Raw genomic sequence first — 18,949 nt, 5'->3', positions numbered from 1 at the left:
TAGATAAGTGATTGGGAACAGGATCAAGTTTCGTCATCTGCATACGTTTGTTGAGGTCGCGCGACAGAAAAGTGTGGTCAAAGCCTCCGAAATTCTGAGCATCAGCCAGCCTGCAGTGACCAAGACAATGCGCGAGCTTGAGGAGATTTTAGGCGTTCCAGTAGTAGAGCGCGACGGTCGCGGCATAAGGATAACGCGGTTTGGTGAAGTATTCCTGCGTCATGCCGGGACGGCGCTAACGGCCTTACGACAAGGGTTGGATTCCGTGTCGCAAGAGCTAGACGGATCAGGACCACCCATCCGTATCGGCGCATTGCCGACGGTTTCGACCCGCATCATGCCGAAAGCAATGAGTTTGTTTCTTGCTGAGAGAACATCCAGTCGGGTTAAAATCGTGACGGGTGAAAATGCAGTTCTTTTGGAACAACTGCGGGTGGGCGATCTCGATCTGGTCGTCGGGCGACTTGCTGCACCTGAAAAAATGACGGGGTTTTCGTTCGAACATCTTTATTCGGAGCAGGTTCGGTTTCTTGTGCGGGCTGGGCATCCCTTAACCGATGGACGTGCAGTCTTTGAAAACCTGGCTGACTATCCGGTTTTGATGCCGACACGCAATTCAATCATTCGTCCTTTTGTGGATCGGCTGCTGATCACAAATGGGATTGGTGGCTTGCCCGTGCAGATTGAAACTGTGTCCGATGCTTTCGGACGTGCCTTTGTCCGCGATAGCGATGCGATTTGGATCATTTCGGAAGGCGTTGCAGCGCGTGACGTCTCCGAAGGAAAACTTGTCGCGCTTCCCATTGATACAAGCGAGACGACAGGGCCGGTAGGGCTTACGATGCGCACGGATATGGTTCAAACTGCTGCTATGCAGATTTTGATCCAGACATTGCGAGAGGCTGCGGGTTTGAAGTCCTGAAAACCAACACGGTCAGCTACCAGAATGTGGTAGCTGACCGCGCTAGAAGCGAGAAGTTCTGGCCGGAACTTCACGCCGGGGGTCCAATGATAAATGGAAGTCTACATCAATTCTAAAATAAAACATTAGTTTTATAGGGTCTGTATTAATAATATTATATGCTATTTATTTACATTAGATAAGTCTTAATTATTGTTTTCTTATCGGAACGGTAATCCCACATAGTTTTCAGCAAGTGAAGTCAATGCAGATTCGGAAGTGCAGAAATAGTCGAGCTCGGCTTCCTGTACTTTCTGGTCAAACGGAACCATATCTGGGAAGCGGTGCAGCATTTTGGTCATGGACCATGAAAAACGCTCAGCCTTCCAGATGCGAGCAAGCGCATTGGCGGAATAGGCGTCGATACCGGCGTCCGATTTGTCCAGATAAAACTCTCTCAGTCCTTCATAAAGATAGTGAACGTCGCTGGCAGCGAGGTTGAGCCCTTTTGCACCGGTCGGGGGAACGATATGTGCGGCATCACCGACAAGAAACAGTCGCCCGAAACGCATCGGTTCGGCCACGAAGGAGCGTAGTGGGGCAATCGACTTTTCAAAAGACGCCCCGATTACCATAGCCTCGGCATGATGTTCGGGAAGACGTCGGCGCAGTTCATCGTAAAACCGCTGGTCGCTCCAATCTTCGATTTTTTCGTCCAGTGAACATTGGATATAATAACGGCTGCGTGTGAGTGATCGCATGGAGCAAAGCGCAAAGCCGCGTTTGTGGTTGGCATAGATCAACTCGTGAGCGACTGGCGGAATATCAGCCAGTATACCGAGCCAGCCGAAGGGATAGACCTTTTCAAAGAGGTCGATTGCCTTGTCGGGTACTGATTTGCGGCTTATGCCGTGATACCCGTCACATCCGGCGATAAAATCGCAATTGATGCGATGTGTTTTCCCTCCCTTTTCGTAAGTGACGTACGGCGATACTGTATCGAAATCGTGTGGCGTTACGTTAGAGGCTTCGTAAATGCTGGTGGTGTTAGACCTTTGCCGTTCATCCATAAGATCGTGCGTCATTTCGGTCTGACCATAGATCATTACGCGCTTACCGCTCAGCTTGTATAGATCGATGCGGTGATCCCGTCCGTCAAAGGCGAGTGAGAAGCCGTCATGCGGTAGTCCTTCGACGTGAAGGCGCGCCGACGCTCCAGCTTCATCCATCAGATTGACAGTGCCTTCTTCCAGGACGCCGGCGCGCACTCGGCCTAGAATGTAATCCGCGCTGACGCGATCCAGTACGACATTGTCTATCCCGGCTTTCTCCAAAAGTTGACCGAGAAGCAGGCCGGAGGGACCTGATCCGATGATTGCGACCTGAGTGCGCATGTAGTCCTCCCAATGCAAGTTCGCCTTTATTCTTTAGCGAACCTTCGATCTGGCAATGGATAATTCCCGCAATTTATTGTACAAATCGAACATTTTCGGAGGGCAAGTGTCGCAGTATTTTGTTCCAACATACGAGCTTTATGGAGAAGAGAACGAGCAGAAACCGGATTTCTGGCTGCACTGTGAAACGCTTTTCTCTCGATCGAGCTTGCACAATTTCGAGATTACGCTCCATCGTCACGAGAGCTTCTTTCAGCTTTTATATATTGAAGGTGGTACGGGACAGGCGAATTTCGATGGCGTCGTTCGCACCTTCCAAACGCCGTGCGCTATCCTGGTGCCACCTGGGTTCAATCATGGGTTTGCATTTTCTCGAGACATAATCGGTCATATCGTGACAATTCTGAGCCCTCATATGTCATTTTTCGGAGGAGGGGCCGGAGATGCGACAGTGGAATGGTTGATGCAGCCGCAACTCATCTCAATGACAGGTGCAAGCGATGAGGAGTTGGTCCTACTTTCTTCTCTTCTACGGCAAATTCAAGATGAGTTTCACGCGAGAAAGCTATATAAAAACAACCTACTGGAATCTTTTGTTCGAGTTATATTCGTTTACATCATGCGGCACGCTTATTCTTCAAGCTCAGCGAAGCAGGAAGACCGCCAGATATTGGGGTATGCTCGCATTGAACGCTTGCAGGAATTGATCGACCGCTATTATCGAGAACACAAGCCTGTTTCATTCTATGCGAAATTGTTGGGCGTTTCACCAACACATCTCAACCGGACCGTCAAACAGATGACAGGAGCAACGACACAGGACATGGTTGCGAAAAAGCTGATTGAGATGGCCAGACGCGATTTGATTGCCATGCCGTCGTCGGTGCAACATATCGGCTATAGTCTTGGGTTTTCAGATCCCGCATATTTCTCACGCTTCTTCCTGAAGATGACAGGTGAAACACCGCGTACATTCCGCTTGAGGGAACGTGAGCGTTTGGCCGCTCTGGATTCATCATCATAGAATAAATTGGATTTTTCATTCTCCACGTTCATCTCAGCAAGCTGCGCAAATCAGACTGGATCTGAAGCATTGCAGGCAGGAAGCGTTCCACAAGGTCATGTGTTTCGATATGAGCCACGGGCGCCCCGATGTTGAGTGCTGCGACCACTAAACCTCGATGATTTAAGACAGGGACCGCAATGGAGCGCAGTCCAAGTTCCAGTTCCTGGTCGTTGATTGCATAACCTTGACCACGAATAGTGGAAAGTTCTGCCATGAGTGGGCCAATTTCTACTTTCGTAAATGGTGTCAATGCTTTCCGTTCGGTGCGTTCGAGAAGCGCCTGCGCCTCCGGTTCATGAAGCCAGGCCAAAAGTACCCGCCCCATCGAAGCACAGTAGGCTGGAAGCCTGCTTCCGGCCATCAGATTGATGGACATCACGCGCATTTGTGAGGCCCGCGCGATATAAACGATTTCCGTTCCATCCAGAACGGATGCGGACGCACTCTCGCCGACGGTATCGGAGAGCTGGTCCAGATGCGGCTGAATGATTGTCGGCAGTGGTGTCAAAGAGAGATAAGCATGCCCGAGCCGAAGAATCTTGGGAAGAAGCATGAAGAACTTCCCATCATATTCGGCATAACCAAGCTCAGCGAGAGTCAGCAGGCACCGTCGCGCGGTTGCACGATCAAGGCCGGTAATTTTTGAGACTTCCGCTATTGAAAGACGTGATTGATCTCCACCGAACGCTTCGATGACTTTCAATCCCTTGGCAAAACCTCCGACGAAATCCGTTTCGCGCATGAAATCCCCTCAATCTGAACTATCAATTTGTGCGATATATGAACAAATGTCAAATAGCGCACAAATTGTTTGACCCTTTGCCGACGCGGTGGCTAACTCCATCGCGATTGAGACCGGAAACGCGCAAGCATGAAGCTCGAACGCTCCGGTATGGAGGCAAAATGGACAAAACAATCGGAAGTCTGGCCGAGGCCGTTGCCGGGATAGGTGATTGCGCTACGGTCATGATCGGGGGGTTTGGTGGCTCAGGCGCGCCAATAGAATTAATCCATGCCCTGATCGACAAGGGGCCAAAGAATCTCACGGTGATCAACAATAATGCGGGGAATGGGCGCATCGGTATCGCGGCTATGATTGATGCCGGGATGGTTCGCAAGATGATCTGCTCGTTCCCACGGTCTTCAGATCCACGTGCTTTCACGGACAAGTATATTGCCGGTGAAATCGATCTGGAACTCGTACCGCAAGGAACGCTTGCCGAGCGTATCCGGGCAGGTGGCGCTGGTATTCCAGCCTTCTACACGCCGACAGCCTATGGCACGGAACTTGCCGAAGGCAAGGTAATGGCAGAATTTGACGGACGCCCTTATGTGCAGGAGCGTTGGCTAAAAGCTGATTTTGCGCTCATTAAAGCCCATCTTGGCGATACGCACGGCAATCTGACCTATCGCATGGCAGCACGCAATTTCAATCCACTCATGTGTATGGCTGCTGCAAGGACGATTGTACAAGTATCGGAAATTGTTCCGCTCGGTAGTATAGAGCCGGAAAACATCATCACGCCGGGTATCTTCGTCGACAGTGTCGTCGAAGTTGCAAATCCGCAGCAGGAAGAAGAACTCATTCGCGCTGGAGTGACCTACGCATGATGATCGATATTCATGATGACATCAAATTGTCTAACGTGCAGATCGCGTGGCGCGCCGCACAGGATATTCAGGACGGAGCCTATGTAAACCTTGGAATTGGCTTTCCGGAAATGGTCGCTCGCTATCAGCCGGAAGGACGCGAAGCAATTTTTCATACCGAGAACGGCATTCTGGATTTCGGTGAAGCGCCGCCCGAAGGTGAAGAAGACTGGGACCTGATCAATGCAGGCAAAAAGGCCGTTACGCTGAAGCCTGGCGCGGCATTTTTCCATCATGCCGATAGCTTCGCGATGGTGCGCGGTGGACATCTCGATGTTGCGATTCTCGGCGCCTATCAGGTTGCCCAGAACGGCGATCTCGCCAATTGGCGGGTAGGAGCTAAAGGTGTACCTGCGGTAGGTGGCGCAATGGACCTCGTGCATGGTGCGAAACAAGTCGTCGTTGTCACCGAGCACGTGACCAAGAAAGGCGAGCCAAAGCTGGTCGAAACGTGCACTTTTCCGCTAACCGGCGTCGCATGTATTACTCGCATCTATACCAGTCATGCGGTGATCGACATCGACAAGGGGCGTTTCGTGCTGCGCGAAAAACTGGCCGCCATGACACTTGATGATCTTCAGACCATGACTGGCGCGAAGCTTCATATTGATGGCCCAGTTGCCGATCTCGTTGTTCCCGAATTGTGAGACCATGCCATGAGTGAAGCCTATATCTGCGATTACATCCGCACTCCCATTGGTCGTTATGGCGGTGTGCTTTCATCTGTGCGTGCCGATGATCTCGGGGCCATTCCACTGAAAGCGCTTATGGAGCGTAACGGTTCCGTCGATTGGGAAGTCGTCGATGATGTGATTTTCGGCTCGGCCAATCAGGCGGGGGAAGACAACCGCAACGTTGCGCGTATGTCATTGCTTCTGGCCGGATTGCCGGTGGGCGTGTCCGGAACGACGATCAACCGTCTCTGCGGTTCTGGAATGGATGCAGTCATAACGGCTGCGCGAGCTATCAAGTCTGGCGAGGCCGAGCTGCTCGTCGCTGGTGGTGTGGAAAGCATGAGCCGCGCTCCCTTCGTTATGCCCAAGGCCGACAGCGCATTTTCACGCAAGGCGGAAATTTTCGACACGACGATCGGCTGGCGGTTCATCAATCCCTTGATGAAAAAGCAATATGGTGTCGATTCCATGCCGGAAACGGGTGAAAACGTCGCCGAAGATTTTGCGGTCTCACGGCAGGATCAGGATGCTTTTGCACTTCGCAGCCAGGAAAAGGCGGCAGCCGCGCAGGGCAATGGACGCCTTGCGAAGGAAATCGTTCCGGTCACCATCCCACAACGCAAGGGTGATCCGGTTGTTGTCGACAAGGATGAACACCCACGTGCGACCAGCTTGGAAGCACTCGCGAAGCTGGGTACGCCCTTCCGTGAGGGTGGCACCGTGACGGCGGGTAATGCCTCCGGCGTCAATGATGGAGCTGCCGCGCTTGTCATCGCATCTGAAGCAGCCATCAAGAAATACAACCTTACACCGATTGCCCGCATTATAGGCGGTGCCGCGGCGGGTGTTCCTCCGCGCATTATGGGCATAGGCCCGGCTCCGGCAACAAAGAAGCTTTCTGCACGTATCGGCATAGCACCCGATGCATTCGATGTGATCGAACTGAATGAAGCATTTGCGTCGCAGGGGCTGGCAGTGTTGCGTGATCTTGGAATTGCCGATGACGACAAACGCGTCAATCCGAACGGTGGCGCTATTGCGCTCGGGCATCCGCTCGGCATGTCCGGGGCGCGTATTACGGGTACGGCGGCGCTCGAACTCTCGCTCAACGGTGGCAAATATGCTCTTGCAACGATGTGCATTGGTGTGGGACAGGGTATTGCCATTGCGCTGGAACGCGTTTGAGTGTGAATAAATGACAAATCCGGGTGAAAACCGCCCGGATTTGTTCTCTCCCACAAAGCAGATACAACTTTTGTATTCTTGGGCGACTACAATATTGCCCACGCCTACCGATCAAGTTAGCATGACCTCATTACAACAACGGCGGGAACAACCCGTCGAGCCAAAATGGGGAACATGTCGATGAAAATTGCTCGCCTTGCCCTGATGGGTGGACTCCTCGCAACTACACTTTATACCGGCTCCGCTGCGGCCCGCGATCTGACGGTGGTTTCCTGGGGTGGGAACTATCAGGACGCCCAGCGTGAAATTTACTTCAAGCCCTTTTCCGAGAAGACCGGAAAGCCTTTGCTGGACGAATCCTGGGACGGTGGTTATGGCGTCGTTCAGGCGAAGGTGAAAGCCGGAAAACCCAACTGGGATGTTGTGCAGGTAGAAGCTGAAGAACTCGCTCTCGGTTGTGCGGACGGTCTTTACGAGAAGATTGACTGGGACAAGGTTGGCGGCAAGGATAAGTTCCTCGACAGTGCGGTCAATGATTGCGGTGTGGGTGCGATCGTGTGGTCGACGGCAATTGCCTATAATGCCGACAAGCTGAAAGATGGCCCGCAGTCCTGGGCCGATTTCTGGGATGTGAAGAAGTTTCCAGGCAAGCGCTCGTTGCGTAAGGGGGCCAAGTATACGCTTGAATTCGCGCTCCTCGCCGATGGGGTCAGCAAGGATGAAGTTTATGACGTGCTCTCGACACCGGAAGGTGTGGACCGTGCATTCAAGAAACTCGATGAATTGAAGCCGAACATCGTCTGGTGGGAAGCAGGGGCACAACCGTTGCAATTGCTGGCCTCGGATGAAGTGGTGATGGCATCGGCCTATAACGGACGCATCACGGGCATAAACAGGAGCGAAGGCAAGAACTTCAAGGTGGTCTGGCCGGGCAGCATTTATGCTGTCGATAGCTGGGTGATCCTGAAAGATGCCGAGAACAAGGATGCGGGGCTGGATTTCATTGCTTTTGCCAGCCAGCCTGACAATCAGGTGAAATTGCCGAAATATGTCGCTTACGGTTTGCCGAACAAGGAGGCTGCAAGCAAGGTGCCAGCGGAATTCGCGTCCGATCTCCCGACTGCGGAAGCCAATCTGAAAGACGCCCTTCCGCTCAACGTCGATTTCTGGATCGATAATTCCGAAGAGTTGACGAAGCGCTTCAACGCCTGGCTGGCGCAATAATTCACAGTCATAGCCCCGTCGGTGCAATATCGGCGGGGTTTCCCTGTTTTCCGGAAGATGGAGTGATTCATTGACGGACTGCCGCATCCGCTTCGAGAATATCAGCAAATCCTACGGTGATTTCAAAGTCATAGATGGTCTGAACCTCGATATCGATCGAGGTGAATTCGTGAGTCTTCTTGGCCCTTCCGGTTCAGGCAAGACGACGCTTTTGATGATGCTTGCCGGGTTTGAAAGTCCAAGCAGTGGAGCAATCCATGTGGATGGCAGGGCAATCAATACGGTTCCTTCGTACAAGCGCAATATGGGCGTGGTCTTTCAGAACTATGCTCTGTTTCCGCATATGACAGTTGGCGAGAATGTCGCCTTTCCGCTTCAGATGCGAGGTATCGGAAAAGCCGAGACCGGCAAGCTGGTGGATAAGGTGCTCGATATGGTGCAACTCTCCACAATGCGCGAACGTAAGCCATCACAGCTCTCCGGTGGACAGCAACAGCGCGTGGCGCTTGCCCGTGCACTGGTTTTCGAACCGGGTGTGGTTTTAATGGACGAACCGCTCGGGGCGCTCGACAAGCAACTGCGTGAGCAGATGCAACTTGATATCCGCGCGTTGCATGGCCGGTTAGGACTGACGATTGTTTTCGTCACCCATGACCAAAGCGAAGCGCTGACCATGTCGGATCGGATCGCCGTCTTCAACAAAGGAAAAATCGAACAGATAGGCACGCCGCGTGCAATCTATGACGAGCCACAGACTCGGTTCGTCGCCGAATTCATAGGCGAAACCAATCTCGCTGAAGGAACAATCGAACGGGTGGAAGGCACCAGTGCCGTTATTCGCTTGAAGGATGGGGGTATCCTAACCGCATCATCAAAGGGAACGGTGGCGACGGGACAGAAAGTTCTCCTGTCCATTCGGCCTGAGCGCATTGAACTGGGCCGCGAGGGCGGTTCGGACAATCTTCTTAAAACACGTGTCATCGACAGTGTCTATCAAGGGGATCATCTACGTATCCAGCTTGATGGTAGCGCTCATGATTTTATCGTGAGGCTCGATAGAAAAGCGCGCGAATGGGCGCCCGGAACGGATGTCGTGGCGGGTTTCAATGCCGCTGACTGCTGGACTATCACGGCATGATGGTTCTGTCCGGCAAAACTGTCCGAGCGATGTTTCTGATCGCGCCTCTGCTTGTTTTCATCGCCTTGTTTTTTCTGTGGCCGCTCGGAGTGATGATGAAGCAGGCCGTGTCCGATACGGCGGTTTTGCGTGTTCTTCCCCAGACGGCTGACGCTGTAAGTCTGTGGGACGGACAATCGCCTCCATCACCAGAAATGAAACAGGCTTTGGTGACGGATCTGAAGGCTTCGACCGACCAGCAGGCCATAGGCGATATGGTTCGCCGTTTGAACAGCGCTCAATCGGGTTTTCGGACCCTGATGAGCAAGACGCTTTCGGAAATCGAGAAAGATGATCCAGTCCCGGACCTTGAAACAATAGATAAGCGATGGAGCCGACCGGAATTCTGGCAGGCGATTGCGAGCGCGCTTTCTCCGACAACCGATCGCAACCTGCTCGCGGCCGTGGACATGGAACGCGATATGTCTGGTGAAATTGTTTCAATGGCGCAGGGCACATCGGCCAACCGGGCGATCATGCTGCGCACATTCTGGATCGCCGCGCTGGTGACCTTGGCTTGTGCAGCGATTGGTTACCCTTATGCTGTGTTACTTGCATCGTCTAAGGGCTGGGTCAGAAACGTACTTTTTGCCGCCGTTCTGCTGCCCCTTTGGACGTCGTTGCTGGTGCGAACTGCTGCCTGGTTCATCCTCCTGCAGGACAAGGGGCTCATCAATGATACGCTGATCTGGCTGGGCATCACCGATACGCCTTTTCCCTTGATCTTTAACAGGGCAGGGGTGGTGATAGCCATGACCCATGTGCTTTTACCGTTCATGGTGCTTCCGATCTACAGCGTGCTCGTATCGATTCCGTCTAATTTGATGCCTGCCGCTGCATCGCTGGGTGCGCCACCGTGGAGAGCTTTCCTGCGAGTGCTTCTGCCACTGAGTATGCGCGGCATCCTGTCCGGCATGCTGCTCGTTTTCATGAGCGCAATCGGCTACTACATCACACCGGCATTGATTGGTGGGCCGAGCGACCAGATGATAAGCTCGATTATTGCCTATTACGCAACTGGTTCGGCCAACTGGGGTATGGCTGGTGCTTTGGGGCTCGTGCTGCTCGTCGCCTGCCTCGTACTCTATACCGTTTACGGACGGCTCACCGCTGATGAACGGGGGAGAGCGTAAGTATGGAGCGCTTCGCTAAAGTCCTGTTCGGCGTGGCGGCTGTGGTCTTTTTGATTGCACCTCTGTTTGCAATTCTTCCACTTGCTTTCACATCCAGCGTATTCCTGACCTATCCGGTGCCTGGTTGGTCAGTGCGCTGGTTTGAGGAACTGGCAACGGCGGATGTCTGGCGGCGTGCAATCGTCAACAGCCTGATTATAGGCTCAGGAACGACGGTCTTGGCAACTGTGCTGGGAACCATGGCCGCACTTGGTTTGCGCAGCAGGATTTTGTTTTTCTCGGGCCCTATTAAAACTCTGTTCCTCTTGCCCATGGTCGTTCCTGCCGTGGTTATGGGCGTCGGTATGCAGTTACTGTTCGTCCGGCTCGGAATAGCAAATTCCTATCTTGGTGTGATTGTTGCTCATACCGTGATTTCTATACCCTTTGTTTTGGTAAGTGTTACGGGCGCTTTGGCAGGTATCGACCGACGTGTCGAACTGGCAGCCGAAAGTCTTGGTGCATCGCCTCCAACGGTGTTTCGTAAAGTCACACTTCCGCTCGCCATGCCGGGCATCGCGTCAGGCGCGGTGCTGGCGTTCGCTACGTCGTTGGATGAAGTTGTGCTGACCCTGTTCGTGGCCGGTCCAAATCAGCGCACTCTGGCGCGCCAGATGTTTTCGACAATTCGAGAAAATATCAGCCCGGCTATCGCTGCTGCTGCCTTTCTATTCATTGCGGGCACGGTGCTTTTAGGTCTTGCGGCGATGCTCTTCCGCCGAAAGCGTGTGAGTGGGGCAGTCTCCACCTGATGGGTGCGAGTGGCCTCATTTGCCGCATTACTAATCCTTGTGCTTTAGCGATCGATCCGTGTCGAAAGGATGATCGATGACATCGTGCGCTCGACGCCTTCCAGCGCGCCTATCCGATCCAGAACGGCGTCAAGTTCCTGTATGGATGGGGCTTCCACAACGACGATCATATCGAAATGTCCGCTGACAGAATGGAGCGAACGGACGGCCATCATACCGCGCAGAGCTGTTTCGACTTTGGGCGCGAGCTTGGGTAGCGCGGTCACGAGCACATGGGCGCGGACCAGATCGCGCTCGAATTCAGGTGCGATTCGCACTGTGTAGCCCTCGATAACCCCACGTTTTTCAAGCTTTTCGATGCGGCTTTGGACGGTAGTTCGGGATACGCCGAGGCGCCGTGCGAGGTCGGCTGTCGAGGCGCGGGCGTTTTCACGGAGGAGGGCGATGAGGGTAAGATCGGCTTCTGTCGTCATAATGCATATTAAATACGTCAATATGCACAAACAAACAACGTCATATCGTCGGTTTGTATGCTTCTTTTTGCATGGAACTATGCGATTCTTGCATATCCGAATTGCATTCCAAGGGGAAAGTTACATGAAAGAGATCGTTGTTGTCGGTGCAGGCAAAATCGGCGCCACCATTGCCGATCTTCTCGCTTCCACGGGCGAGTATGCCGTTACCGTTGTCGACCGCTCTCAGGCGCAGCTCGATGCACTGGAATCGGGTGCAGAAGTCAAGACGCAGGCGCTTGATATCGAAGATGCCAAGGCTCTTGAAGCTGCTCTGAGCGGCAAGTTCGCCGTACTCAGCGCCGCTCCATTCCATTTGACGACCCGCATCGCTGAAGCTGCTGCCAAGGCAGGCGTTCACTATCTCGACCTGACCGAAGATGTTGCCAGCACACGCCGCGTCAAGGAACTTGCGAAGGAAGCCAAGACCGCTTTCATTCCGCAATGTGGCCTGGCTCCTGGCTTCATCTCCATCGTTGCCTATGATCTGGCGAAGCGTTTCGACAAGCTCGACAGTGTTCGTATGCGCGTTGGCGCTCTGCCGCAGTACCCTTCGAATGCTCTGAACTACAACCTGACCTGGAGCACCGACGGCGTCATCAACGAATATATCGAGCCATGTGAAGCCATTGTGAATGGCGAACTGACAGAAGTTCCTGCTCTCGAAGAACGCGAAGAGTTCTCGCTTGACGGCGTTACCTACGAAGCTTTCAATACTTCCGGTGGTCTCGGCACGCTCTGCGAAACGCTGGAAGGCAAAGTTCGCACGCTCAACTACCGCACCATCCGCTACCCGGGTCACGTTGCGCTGATGAAGGCGCTCCTCAACGATCTCGGCCTGCGTCATCGCCGTGAAGTGCTCAAGGACATCTTCGAAAATGCCCTGCCGACGACCCTTCAGGACGTCGTGGTGATTTTCGTGACCGTTTCGGGCACCAAGAATGGTCGTCTGGTTCAGGAAACTTACGCGAACAAGGTTTACGCCGCTCCGGTTGGCAAGATCGTTCGTTCGGGCATCCAGATCACCACAGCTTCGGCAATCTGCGCCGTGCTCGACATGCTGGCGAAGGGCGATCTTCCGCAGCAGGGCTTTATCCGTCAGGAAGATATCACTCTTGCGGCGTTCCTCGCGAACCGCTTTGGCAAGGCCTATGCACAGGAAGACCATTGCGCACGCATGGTCGCTTGATAACTCCTGCCGTATGAATGCGGGGTCTGTTGCGTTTGCGCGCAACAGACCCTTTTTGCATTTTGGTATTCGGCAAGTCAGTTCTACCAAAGTTGCAATTGAACGGGATCGGATTTAAGCGCATTCCCCGATCCAACCAGACAGATGAACGTTCATCCGCCTGATGTGTCTCTATCCGCGCAGTTTGCCCGAAAACTGGTTTATATTTTCGGGCTGCGTTCTGAAGAAGTAGGAAAGTCATGTTGAAATCAGTTTTGCTGGCCGGTCTGGCCTCTGTCTTTCTCGTTCTGCCGGTCCAGGCAAAGGAATGGAAAGAAATCCGCATCGCCAGCGAAGGCGCATATCCTCCATTCAACTACATGTCACCAGACGGCAAGCTTGAAGGTTTTGATCTCGATATCGCGAATGCGCTTTGCGAAGCAATGGAAGCCAAGTGCACGATTGTTGCCAATGATTGGGATGGCATGATTCCGGGACTGCAGGCCAACAAGTTCGACGCAGTCATTGCTTCGATGGCCATTACCGAAGAGCGCGAAAAGCAGGTTGCTTTCACCGAGCGCTATTACACGACCCCGCTTGCTGTTGTCGTGCCAAACGATACGGATATGACCTCGCTCGATCCGTCGGCATTCGATGGAAAGACGGTTGGCGCACAGGCTGGTACGACGCAGGGCAACTATGCCGATGACGTCTACGGCAAGGCTGGCGCGGATGTGAAGCTTTACCCGACGGCTGATGAAGCCAATGCCGATCTCGAAAGCGGTCGTCTGGACGCAATCGCTGCTGACAAATTCCTCGCCGCAGATTGGCTGAAAAAGCAGGGCGCAAATTGCTGCAAGTTCCTCGGCGACATTCCGGGTTCTGAAACGAAGATCGCTGTTGCCCTGCGCAAGGGGGACGACGACCTGCGTGAACAGTTCAACGCAGCGATCAAGAAAATCCGTGACGACGGCACCTACGAAACGATCCGCAAGAAGTATTTCGATTTCGACATCTATTGATGTGACAAATTACGCTCCGGACACCTTCAGAACCTGCTTGCAGTGGAAGGCGTCCGGTGCTTCAGTCATGGCAAGCGCATAATAATGAGGCGCTGCCATTCGCGGGGGATGCCCTGCCAATTACAACGATAACAAAGCAGTAAGGGGAATAGTTATGTTGAAAGCCATCCTATTTGCGGGCGTTGCATCTGTAATCGCTGCCTTGCCGGCGCAGGCCAAGGAATGGAAGGAAATTCGCATCGCTACTGAAGGTGCGTATCCGCCTTTCAATTTCGTAGCGGCGGACGGTTCGCTTCAAGGGCTTGATGTCGAAATAGCCAATGCTCTGTGCAAGGCTATGGACGCCAAGTGCACAATTGTTGCTAACGACTGGGACGGGATGATTCCCGGCCTGAAGTCGAACAAGTTCGATGCGGTCATTGCGTCGATGAGCATCACGGAAGAGCGCAAGAAAGAAGTAGCGTTCACGGATAAGTATTATTCCACACCACTGTCCGTTGCCGTGCCGAAGGATAGCCCGATCACATCGCTGGATGCCGAAGCATTCAAGGGAAAGTCGGTTGGTGCCCAGGGATCGACGACGCAGGGTAACTATGCGGAAGATGTCTACGGCAAGGCTGGCGCCGACGTGAAGCTTTACCCGACTGCCGATGAAGCCAATGCAGACTTGAAAAACGGGCGCCTTGATGCGGTTGTTTCCGACAAATTTCCGATCTCTGATTGGATCAAAGGTGACGGTGCGGATTGTTGCAAACTTATCGGCGATATTCCCGGCACGCAGACTGATACCGGAATTGCGCTTCGTCAGGGTGATGACGATCTGCGCGAGCAGTTCAATGCGGCAATCAAGAAAATTCGCGACGATGGAACCTATGCCACGATCGTGAAGAAATATTTCGACTTCGACATCTACTGATTGCTTGTAAAAGACACAGCTCTTTGCTGTAAGCAACAACGCGCTGGCTCCAATCGGCGCGTTTATTTGTTTGATTTGTGGATGCCAGAAATGTCGATTCAGCAACAAGATGTCATCGTTCTGGGCGCGGGTATTGTTGGCGTGTCCACGGCACTACATCTGCAGGCACGAGGCCGTTCAGTCTGCCTGATCGACAAAAGTGACCCCGGCAACGGCACCAGTTTCGGCAATGCCGGTCTAATCGAGCGGTCGAGCGTCATTCCCTATTCCTTCCCGCAAGGCTTCTGGACGCTTGTCCGCTACGGCATGAACCGTCGTTCAGACGTTCGCTACAACCCGTTTTACATACCGAAGATGGCTCGTTGGCTGTTTCGATATTGGCGGGAATCGTCGCCGGAGCGGTTGAAGATTGCCACGAACGCCATGCTGCCGTTGATTGAAGCGAGTGTCCGCGAGCATGATACTTTGGTGGCCCAGTCAGGCAGTGAACGGTTGATCCGGTCTCAAGGATGGATCGAAGTGTTCCGGACATCTTCGGCATTCGACGCAACAGTGCGCCGTTTGCCCGATCTGCAGCGTTTCAAACTGTCCTATGACATTCTGGATGCGTCAGCGCTGCGCCAGCGCGAAACGTCGCTTGGCGATGTGGCCGGCGGCATTCACTGGCTCGATCCCAAGACTGTTGTGAACCCCGGTGGGCTGGTTAAAGCCTATGCGGATCTGTTTCGCAGGAATGGTGGCATCTTCGTTCACGGAGATGCCGCGACCCTTACACAGAATGAGAATGGCTGGCAGGTGACGACGGAGGAGGGCATTGTCCATGCGCGGGACGTTGTCGTAGCACTCGGTCCTCAATCCGGCCTCATTTTCAGGAAATTCGGTTATCCAATACCGCTTGGCATCAAGCGTGGCCATCATCTTCATTTCACCATGAAGGACGGTTCGCGGCTCGGTCATACGGTGGTGGATGAAGAAGCAGGCTATGTTCTTGCCCCAATGGTGCAGGGTGTGCGGCTGTCCACAGGCATAGAGTTTGCTTCGCCTGACGCACCTGCCAACCGTATACAGCTCAAGAAGGACGAGAAAATAGCGCGGAAGCTTGTGCCCCAGTTGGGAGACGCCGTCGAAACAACACCATGGCTTGGATTGCGTCCCTGCCTGCCGGATATGCGCCCGGTGATTGGGGCCGCGCCAAAACATAAGGGCCTTTGGTTCAATTTCGGCCACGCTCATCACGGGTTGACGCTTGGGCCTGCGACAGGACATTTGCTCGCTGAAATGCTTGTCGGAGAAGAGCCATTCGTTGATCCGAAACCCTATTCGGCAGAACGGTTTCTATAGTTTATCCTAAAACTTCCGCGACAGGCTTGTCAGTCATGGTGGAGCAGGGCTATCAATTGGCTCCATTCTCATATCGCGTAGTTGCGAATAATCGATCCGGAAAATTCTCGTGAAAATGAAGCCTTTGGGCCGTACCGGCCTTACTGTCACTGAAATTTGCCTCGGCACCATGACCTGGGGCGTACAGAATACCGAGTCTGATGCTCATGAGCAGCTCGACATTGCTCTCGATGCCGGTATCAACTTCATTGATACAGCTGAGGGATATGCCATTCCGATGAGCGCGGAAAGCTATGGCAAGACAGAGACCTACATCGGCAGTTGGCTCAAGAAATCTGGACAACGTGACAAAATCGTACTGGCGAGCAAGATCGCCGGTGGCGGCAGACAGAAGTGGATTCGAGACGGCGCCAGGCCGAGCCGAGCCAGCGTTCGTGAGGCGGTAGAGAGTAGCCTGAAACGGCTTCAGACGGACTATATTGACCTCTATCAGGTCCATTGGCCGATGCGTGCGCACTACCATTTCGGCCAGAGTTGGAGCTTCGATCCGTCCAACACGGATAGAGTGGCAGAAACCCAACAGATGCATGATGTTCTGCTCGGACTGGGAGACATGGTTCGGGACGGAAAGATCAGGCATATCGGTCTTTCCAACGAGACAGCCTGGGGAACTATGCAGTGGCTTCGGTTGGCGGAGCAGCACGGTTTGCCGCGCATCGCCTCAATCCAGAATGAGTATAGTCTTCTGCAGCGCCAGTTCGATTTTGACATGGCAGAACTGGCGCTCTGCGAAGATGTTGGATTGCTTGCCTATTCGACGCTTGCAGCTGGTGTGCTGACCGGGAAATATCTGGGCGGCAAGCTGCCCGCCGGTTCACGCGCAGCCATTTCCGAAGGCGGCATCTGGCGGAACAATGTTCACTCAGAGCCTGCAATTCGCGCCTATATCGATGTTGCGAAGAAGCACGGTCTCGGCATTGCCCAGATGGCGATTGCCTTTGCACTGACACGTCCGTTCATGACCTCGGCCATCATCGGCGCTACGACCGTCGATCAGTTGAAGACCGATATTGCGGCGCACCAGGTTAGGCTGTCCGAGGATGTTCTGAGCGACATTGAGAAGGTCTATCGACAGTATCCACGTCCGCTTTAAGCCAATTAAAAATGCATGATAGAAGCCCGCCAACTGGTGGGCTTTTTCTATCCGGCAAGATAAACTTCGTGTTTGACGATCCATTGATCGATTGGCGTCTCGCTTGAGGAGCTGACGATCACCATTCGGTCGAAGCGTAGATTGCGACCAGCAAGTGATCTTGTCAGGTGAGCCATCTCCGTTGCACGCGAAGCCTTATCGGCAACGCCATAGGCAAGCGAAACATGGGGGAGAAAAGTCGAGATGTCTTTCTCTCCTGATATGTCCAGTGAATCCTGCTTCAGTGCCATCAGTGCGGGCGTTTTCTGCAGTTTGGCGTAGAAAGAGCGGAAATAAGCCTCTGTTCCAGTCACGTCTTCAATAAGAACATCCAGAGGTTTGCGGCCGACCGCAAGGCTGAGCACCAGCGGCAGCAATTCGTCTGCCGAGCGTTTCATATCGGGTACGAGTGTCGCGTGTGGTTCAAATACGGGCGAAGCAAAGCGACCTGCCAGTTCTGCGACAATGGATTCAAGAAATTTGAGGTCATCGCGCGCAGGACGTAACCAGATGGAGTGGAAAGTCATTGATTTGGCATCCCTCGAACGCCGCGTTCGCTTTTAAGTGCTCTGACGCTGTTCCGCAAAATGAGCGGTAGTTCGAGTACAACTGTCTGAGGCGGCGCATTTGGCGCAGCCTGCCTCTCATCGAGCAAGCGTATGATTTCAGCGGAAAGGCGTTCGGCATTCTGGTCGAACGTTGTTAGCCGGTAGGACCCCCAGCGTGCTTCGGTGACATTGTCGAAACCGACGACTGAAATATCGTCGGGAACGGAAAGATTGAAAACGTCACGTGCGCAGTCCATCAGGCCGAATGCCATAAGATCGTTGACGCAAAACACACCTTCGACACGCTCTCGTTCGCCAAGTAGCAGAGACGCTGCGCCGTAGCCGCCGTCGTAATCGGTCAGGTTGCCGCGCTGAACACTGACGCTCAATCCAAGGCTCTTGCCTTTGGCGATGAAAGCTTCCTCACGTTCAACCAGATTGAGGCTGCCGACATTCGACGTTATGAGGCCGAGATTTTTCATGCCTCGTGCCGCGAAGATTTCAACAGCCGTTTCGGCGGCAAGTCGATTGTTGATATGAATATGATCGGCTCCCTCTTCGGTTCGCCCGACGAGGATCAGGGTCTGGCCGTTTCTCTGCGCCAGCTCGACAAATGAAGAGGAAGGCATGCCGGAAAGAACCACCGTCGCTTCGGCGCGATAACGCAGCAGCGTTTCGTGGGCGGCAGAGAGATTTTCTCCATGCTGGCCGGTCGGAATCAACACCGGCACACTGCCGCGTGCTGCAAGCCGACGGGAAAGTGCTGCAATCTGGCGTGAACGAAAAGGACTGTCCGGGTCTGCCGCAATCATTCCGACGATACGGCTGCGATTAGCAAGGAGGCCGCGCGCAAGGTCGTTGACCTGATAGCCAAGCTTCTCAGCGGCTTTCAGCACTTTTTCGCGTGTTGCAGGCGAGACACTGGCACCCGGAGTAAAGGTTCGGGACACCGCAGAGCGAGAGACGCCCGCCTCAAGCGCGACTTCATGCGCGCTGATGAACCGTGGCTGGTTATCCGCGCTGTCCGGTTCTCGCTGCGTTTCTTTATCTGGCAT

At 53.6% G+C, this 18,949-nt stretch carries 19 protein-coding genes; 14 read left to right on the top strand and 5 right to left on the bottom strand.

Annotated features, from left to right (window positions below; genetic code table 11):
* Positions 1–7 precede the first annotated feature (7 nt).
* Positions 8–922: a pca operon transcription factor PcaQ gene (pcaQ, locus tag F9K94_RS15905; RefSeq protein ID WP_151646840.1), complete on the top strand. Its 915-nt coding sequence runs from the start codon at positions 8–10 to the stop codon at positions 920–922.
* A 200-nt stretch (positions 923–1,122) separates the two neighbouring features.
* Here pcaQ and pobA read toward each other — a convergent pair whose 3' ends face one another.
* Positions 1,123–2,295 (bottom strand): 4-hydroxybenzoate 3-monooxygenase, encoded by a 1,173-nt coding sequence (pobA, locus tag F9K94_RS15900; RefSeq protein WP_151646838.1) that lies wholly within the window; start codon positions 2,293–2,295, stop codon positions 1,123–1,125.
* A gap of 106 nt (positions 2,296–2,401) precedes the next feature.
* Here pobA and F9K94_RS15895 point away from each other — a divergent pair, with 106 nt between their 5' ends.
* On the top strand, positions 2,402–3,319 hold the full coding sequence (locus F9K94_RS15895) for a helix-turn-helix domain-containing protein (protein ID WP_235920631.1): 918 nt from the start codon (positions 2,402–2,404) through the stop codon (positions 3,317–3,319).
* A gap of 28 nt (positions 3,320–3,347) precedes the next feature.
* On the opposite strand, the gene F9K94_RS15890 is transcribed toward F9K94_RS15895, so the two are convergent.
* Complete coding sequence (locus F9K94_RS15890; protein WP_151646834.1) at positions 3,348–4,103, bottom strand: IclR family transcriptional regulator; 756 nt, start codon at positions 4,101–4,103, stop codon at positions 3,348–3,350.
* 161 nt (positions 4,104–4,264) lie between these two features.
* Between F9K94_RS15890 and F9K94_RS15885 the strand changes: the two genes are divergently transcribed.
* The 7 genes from F9K94_RS15885 (at position 4,265) to F9K94_RS15855 (ending at position 11,195) form a co-directional block, all read left to right on the top strand.
* Positions 4,265–4,972, top strand: coding sequence for a 3-oxoacid CoA-transferase subunit A (locus F9K94_RS15885; protein WP_151646832.1), 708 nt, complete (start codon positions 4,265–4,267; stop codon positions 4,970–4,972).
* Positions 4,969–5,658 carry a CoA transferase subunit B gene (locus tag F9K94_RS15880; protein ID WP_151646830.1) on the top strand — a complete coding sequence of 230 codons (690 nt, stop codon included), beginning with the start codon at positions 4,969–4,971 and terminating at the stop codon, positions 5,656–5,658. The genes F9K94_RS15885 and F9K94_RS15880 overlap by 4 nt, the downstream gene beginning before the upstream one ends.
* Positions 5,659–5,667: 9 nt before the next feature.
* Entirely contained in the window at positions 5,668–6,870 is a 1,203-nt protein-coding gene (gene pcaF, locus F9K94_RS15875) for a 3-oxoadipyl-CoA thiolase (protein ID WP_061347136.1), read from the top strand.
* A 180-nt stretch (positions 6,871–7,050) separates the two neighbouring features.
* The gene (locus F9K94_RS15870) at positions 7,051–8,094 is read left to right on the top strand and encodes an ABC transporter substrate-binding protein (protein WP_151646828.1); all 1,044 of its coding nucleotides are present in this window, start codon (positions 7,051–7,053) and stop codon (positions 8,092–8,094) included.
* A gap of 70 nt (positions 8,095–8,164) precedes the next feature.
* Positions 8,165–9,232, top strand: coding sequence for an ABC transporter ATP-binding protein (locus F9K94_RS15865; protein WP_061347137.1), 1,068 nt, complete (start codon positions 8,165–8,167; stop codon positions 9,230–9,232).
* Positions 9,229–10,404 (top strand): ABC transporter permease, encoded by a 1,176-nt coding sequence (locus F9K94_RS15860; protein WP_151646826.1) that lies wholly within the window; start codon positions 9,229–9,231, stop codon positions 10,402–10,404. The genes F9K94_RS15865 and F9K94_RS15860 overlap by 4 nt, the downstream gene beginning before the upstream one ends.
* A gap of 2 nt (positions 10,405–10,406) precedes the next feature.
* The gene (locus F9K94_RS15855) at positions 10,407–11,195 is read left to right on the top strand and encodes an ABC transporter permease (RefSeq protein WP_061347139.1); all 789 of its coding nucleotides are present in this window, start codon (positions 10,407–10,409) and stop codon (positions 11,193–11,195) included.
* Between the two features lie 44 nt (positions 11,196–11,239).
* Here the strand turns inward: F9K94_RS15855 and F9K94_RS15850 are convergent, their stop codons facing one another.
* The gene (locus tag F9K94_RS15850) at positions 11,240–11,668 is read right to left on the bottom strand and encodes an Lrp/AsnC family transcriptional regulator (protein ID WP_061347140.1); all 429 of its coding nucleotides are present in this window, start codon (positions 11,666–11,668) and stop codon (positions 11,240–11,242) included.
* Positions 11,669–11,792: 124 nt separating this feature from the next.
* Here F9K94_RS15850 and F9K94_RS15845 point away from each other — a divergent pair, with 124 nt between their 5' ends.
* The 5 genes from F9K94_RS15845 (at position 11,793) to F9K94_RS15825 (ending at position 17,307) form a co-directional block, all read left to right on the top strand.
* On the top strand, positions 11,793–12,896 hold the full coding sequence (locus F9K94_RS15845) for a saccharopine dehydrogenase family protein (RefSeq protein WP_151646824.1): 1,104 nt from the start codon (positions 11,793–11,795) through the stop codon (positions 12,894–12,896).
* 239 nt (positions 12,897–13,135) lie between these two features.
* Entirely contained in the window at positions 13,136–13,897 is a 762-nt protein-coding gene (locus F9K94_RS15840) for an ABC transporter substrate-binding protein (protein ID WP_151646822.1), read from the top strand.
* Between the two features lie 154 nt (positions 13,898–14,051).
* Complete coding sequence (locus tag F9K94_RS15835) at positions 14,052–14,813, top strand: ABC transporter substrate-binding protein (protein WP_151646820.1); 762 nt, start codon at positions 14,052–14,054, stop codon at positions 14,811–14,813.
* 90 nt (positions 14,814–14,903) lie between these two features.
* A complete protein-coding gene (locus F9K94_RS15830; RefSeq protein WP_151646818.1) occupies positions 14,904–16,154 on the top strand; it encodes an NAD(P)/FAD-dependent oxidoreductase in 1,251 nt (416 codons plus the stop codon).
* A gap of 115 nt (positions 16,155–16,269) precedes the next feature.
* Positions 16,270–17,307: an aldo/keto reductase gene (locus F9K94_RS15825; RefSeq protein WP_151647697.1), complete on the top strand. Its 1,038-nt coding sequence runs from the start codon at positions 16,270–16,272 to the stop codon at positions 17,305–17,307.
* Positions 17,308–17,354: 47 nt separating this feature from the next.
* Here the strand turns inward: F9K94_RS15825 and F9K94_RS15820 are convergent, their stop codons facing one another.
* Positions 17,355–17,873: a haloacid dehalogenase gene (locus F9K94_RS15820; RefSeq protein WP_061347145.1), complete on the bottom strand. Its 519-nt coding sequence runs from the start codon at positions 17,871–17,873 to the stop codon at positions 17,355–17,357.
* Positions 17,870–18,949: a LacI family DNA-binding transcriptional regulator gene (locus F9K94_RS15815; protein ID WP_151646816.1), complete on the bottom strand. Its 1,080-nt coding sequence runs from the start codon at positions 18,947–18,949 to the stop codon at positions 17,870–17,872. Before F9K94_RS15815 ends, F9K94_RS15820 begins: the two co-directional genes overlap by 4 nt.

Origin of the sequence: Brucella tritici, from assembly GCF_008932285.1 — a bacterium.
Taxonomy (GTDB): domain Bacteria; phylum Pseudomonadota; class Alphaproteobacteria; order Rhizobiales; family Rhizobiaceae; genus Brucella; species Brucella tritici.
Note: the sequence above shows the minus strand (reverse complement) of the source record. Positions and strands in the feature narration are given on the sequence as shown.

Bases quoted from the DNA above. Each gene is read 5' to 3' on its own strand.
- pobA (WP_151646838.1), bottom strand. From the start codon at position 2,295: ATGCGCACTCAGGTCGCAATCATCGGATCAGGTCCCTCCGGCCTGCTT.
- F9K94_RS15890 (WP_151646834.1), bottom strand. From the start codon at position 4,103: ATGCGCGAAACGGATTTCGTCGGAGGTTTTGCCAAGGGATTGAAAGTC.
- F9K94_RS15885 (WP_151646832.1), top strand. From the start codon at position 4,265: ATGGACAAAACAATCGGAAGTCTGGCCGAGGCCGTTGCCGGGATAGGT.
- F9K94_RS15880 (WP_151646830.1), top strand. From the start codon at position 4,969: ATGATGATCGATATTCATGATGACATCAAATTGTCTAACGTGCAGATC.
- pcaF (WP_061347136.1), top strand. From the start codon at position 5,668: ATGAGTGAAGCCTATATCTGCGATTACATCCGCACTCCCATTGGTCGT.
- F9K94_RS15870 (WP_151646828.1), top strand. From the start codon at position 7,051: ATGAAAATTGCTCGCCTTGCCCTGATGGGTGGACTCCTCGCAACTACA.
- F9K94_RS15860 (WP_151646826.1), top strand. From the start codon at position 9,229: ATGATGGTTCTGTCCGGCAAAACTGTCCGAGCGATGTTTCTGATCGCG.
- F9K94_RS15855 (WP_061347139.1), top strand. From the start codon at position 10,407: ATGGAGCGCTTCGCTAAAGTCCTGTTCGGCGTGGCGGCTGTGGTCTTT.
- F9K94_RS15850 (WP_061347140.1), bottom strand. From the start codon at position 11,668: ATGACGACAGAAGCCGATCTTACCCTCATCGCCCTCCTCCGTGAAAAC.
- F9K94_RS15845 (WP_151646824.1), top strand. From the start codon at position 11,793: ATGAAAGAGATCGTTGTTGTCGGTGCAGGCAAAATCGGCGCCACCATT.
- F9K94_RS15840 (WP_151646822.1), top strand. From the start codon at position 13,136: ATGTTGAAATCAGTTTTGCTGGCCGGTCTGGCCTCTGTCTTTCTCGTT.
- F9K94_RS15835 (WP_151646820.1), top strand. From the start codon at position 14,052: ATGTTGAAAGCCATCCTATTTGCGGGCGTTGCATCTGTAATCGCTGCC.
- F9K94_RS15830 (WP_151646818.1), top strand. From the start codon at position 14,904: ATGTCGATTCAGCAACAAGATGTCATCGTTCTGGGCGCGGGTATTGTT.
- F9K94_RS15825 (WP_151647697.1), top strand. From the start codon at position 16,270: ATGAAGCCTTTGGGCCGTACCGGCCTTACTGTCACTGAAATTTGCCTC.
- F9K94_RS15820 (WP_061347145.1), bottom strand. From the start codon at position 17,873: ATGACTTTCCACTCCATCTGGTTACGTCCTGCGCGCGATGACCTCAAA.
- F9K94_RS15815 (WP_151646816.1), bottom strand. From the start codon at position 18,949: ATGCCAGATAAAGAAACGCAGCGAGAACCGGACAGCGCGGATAACCAG.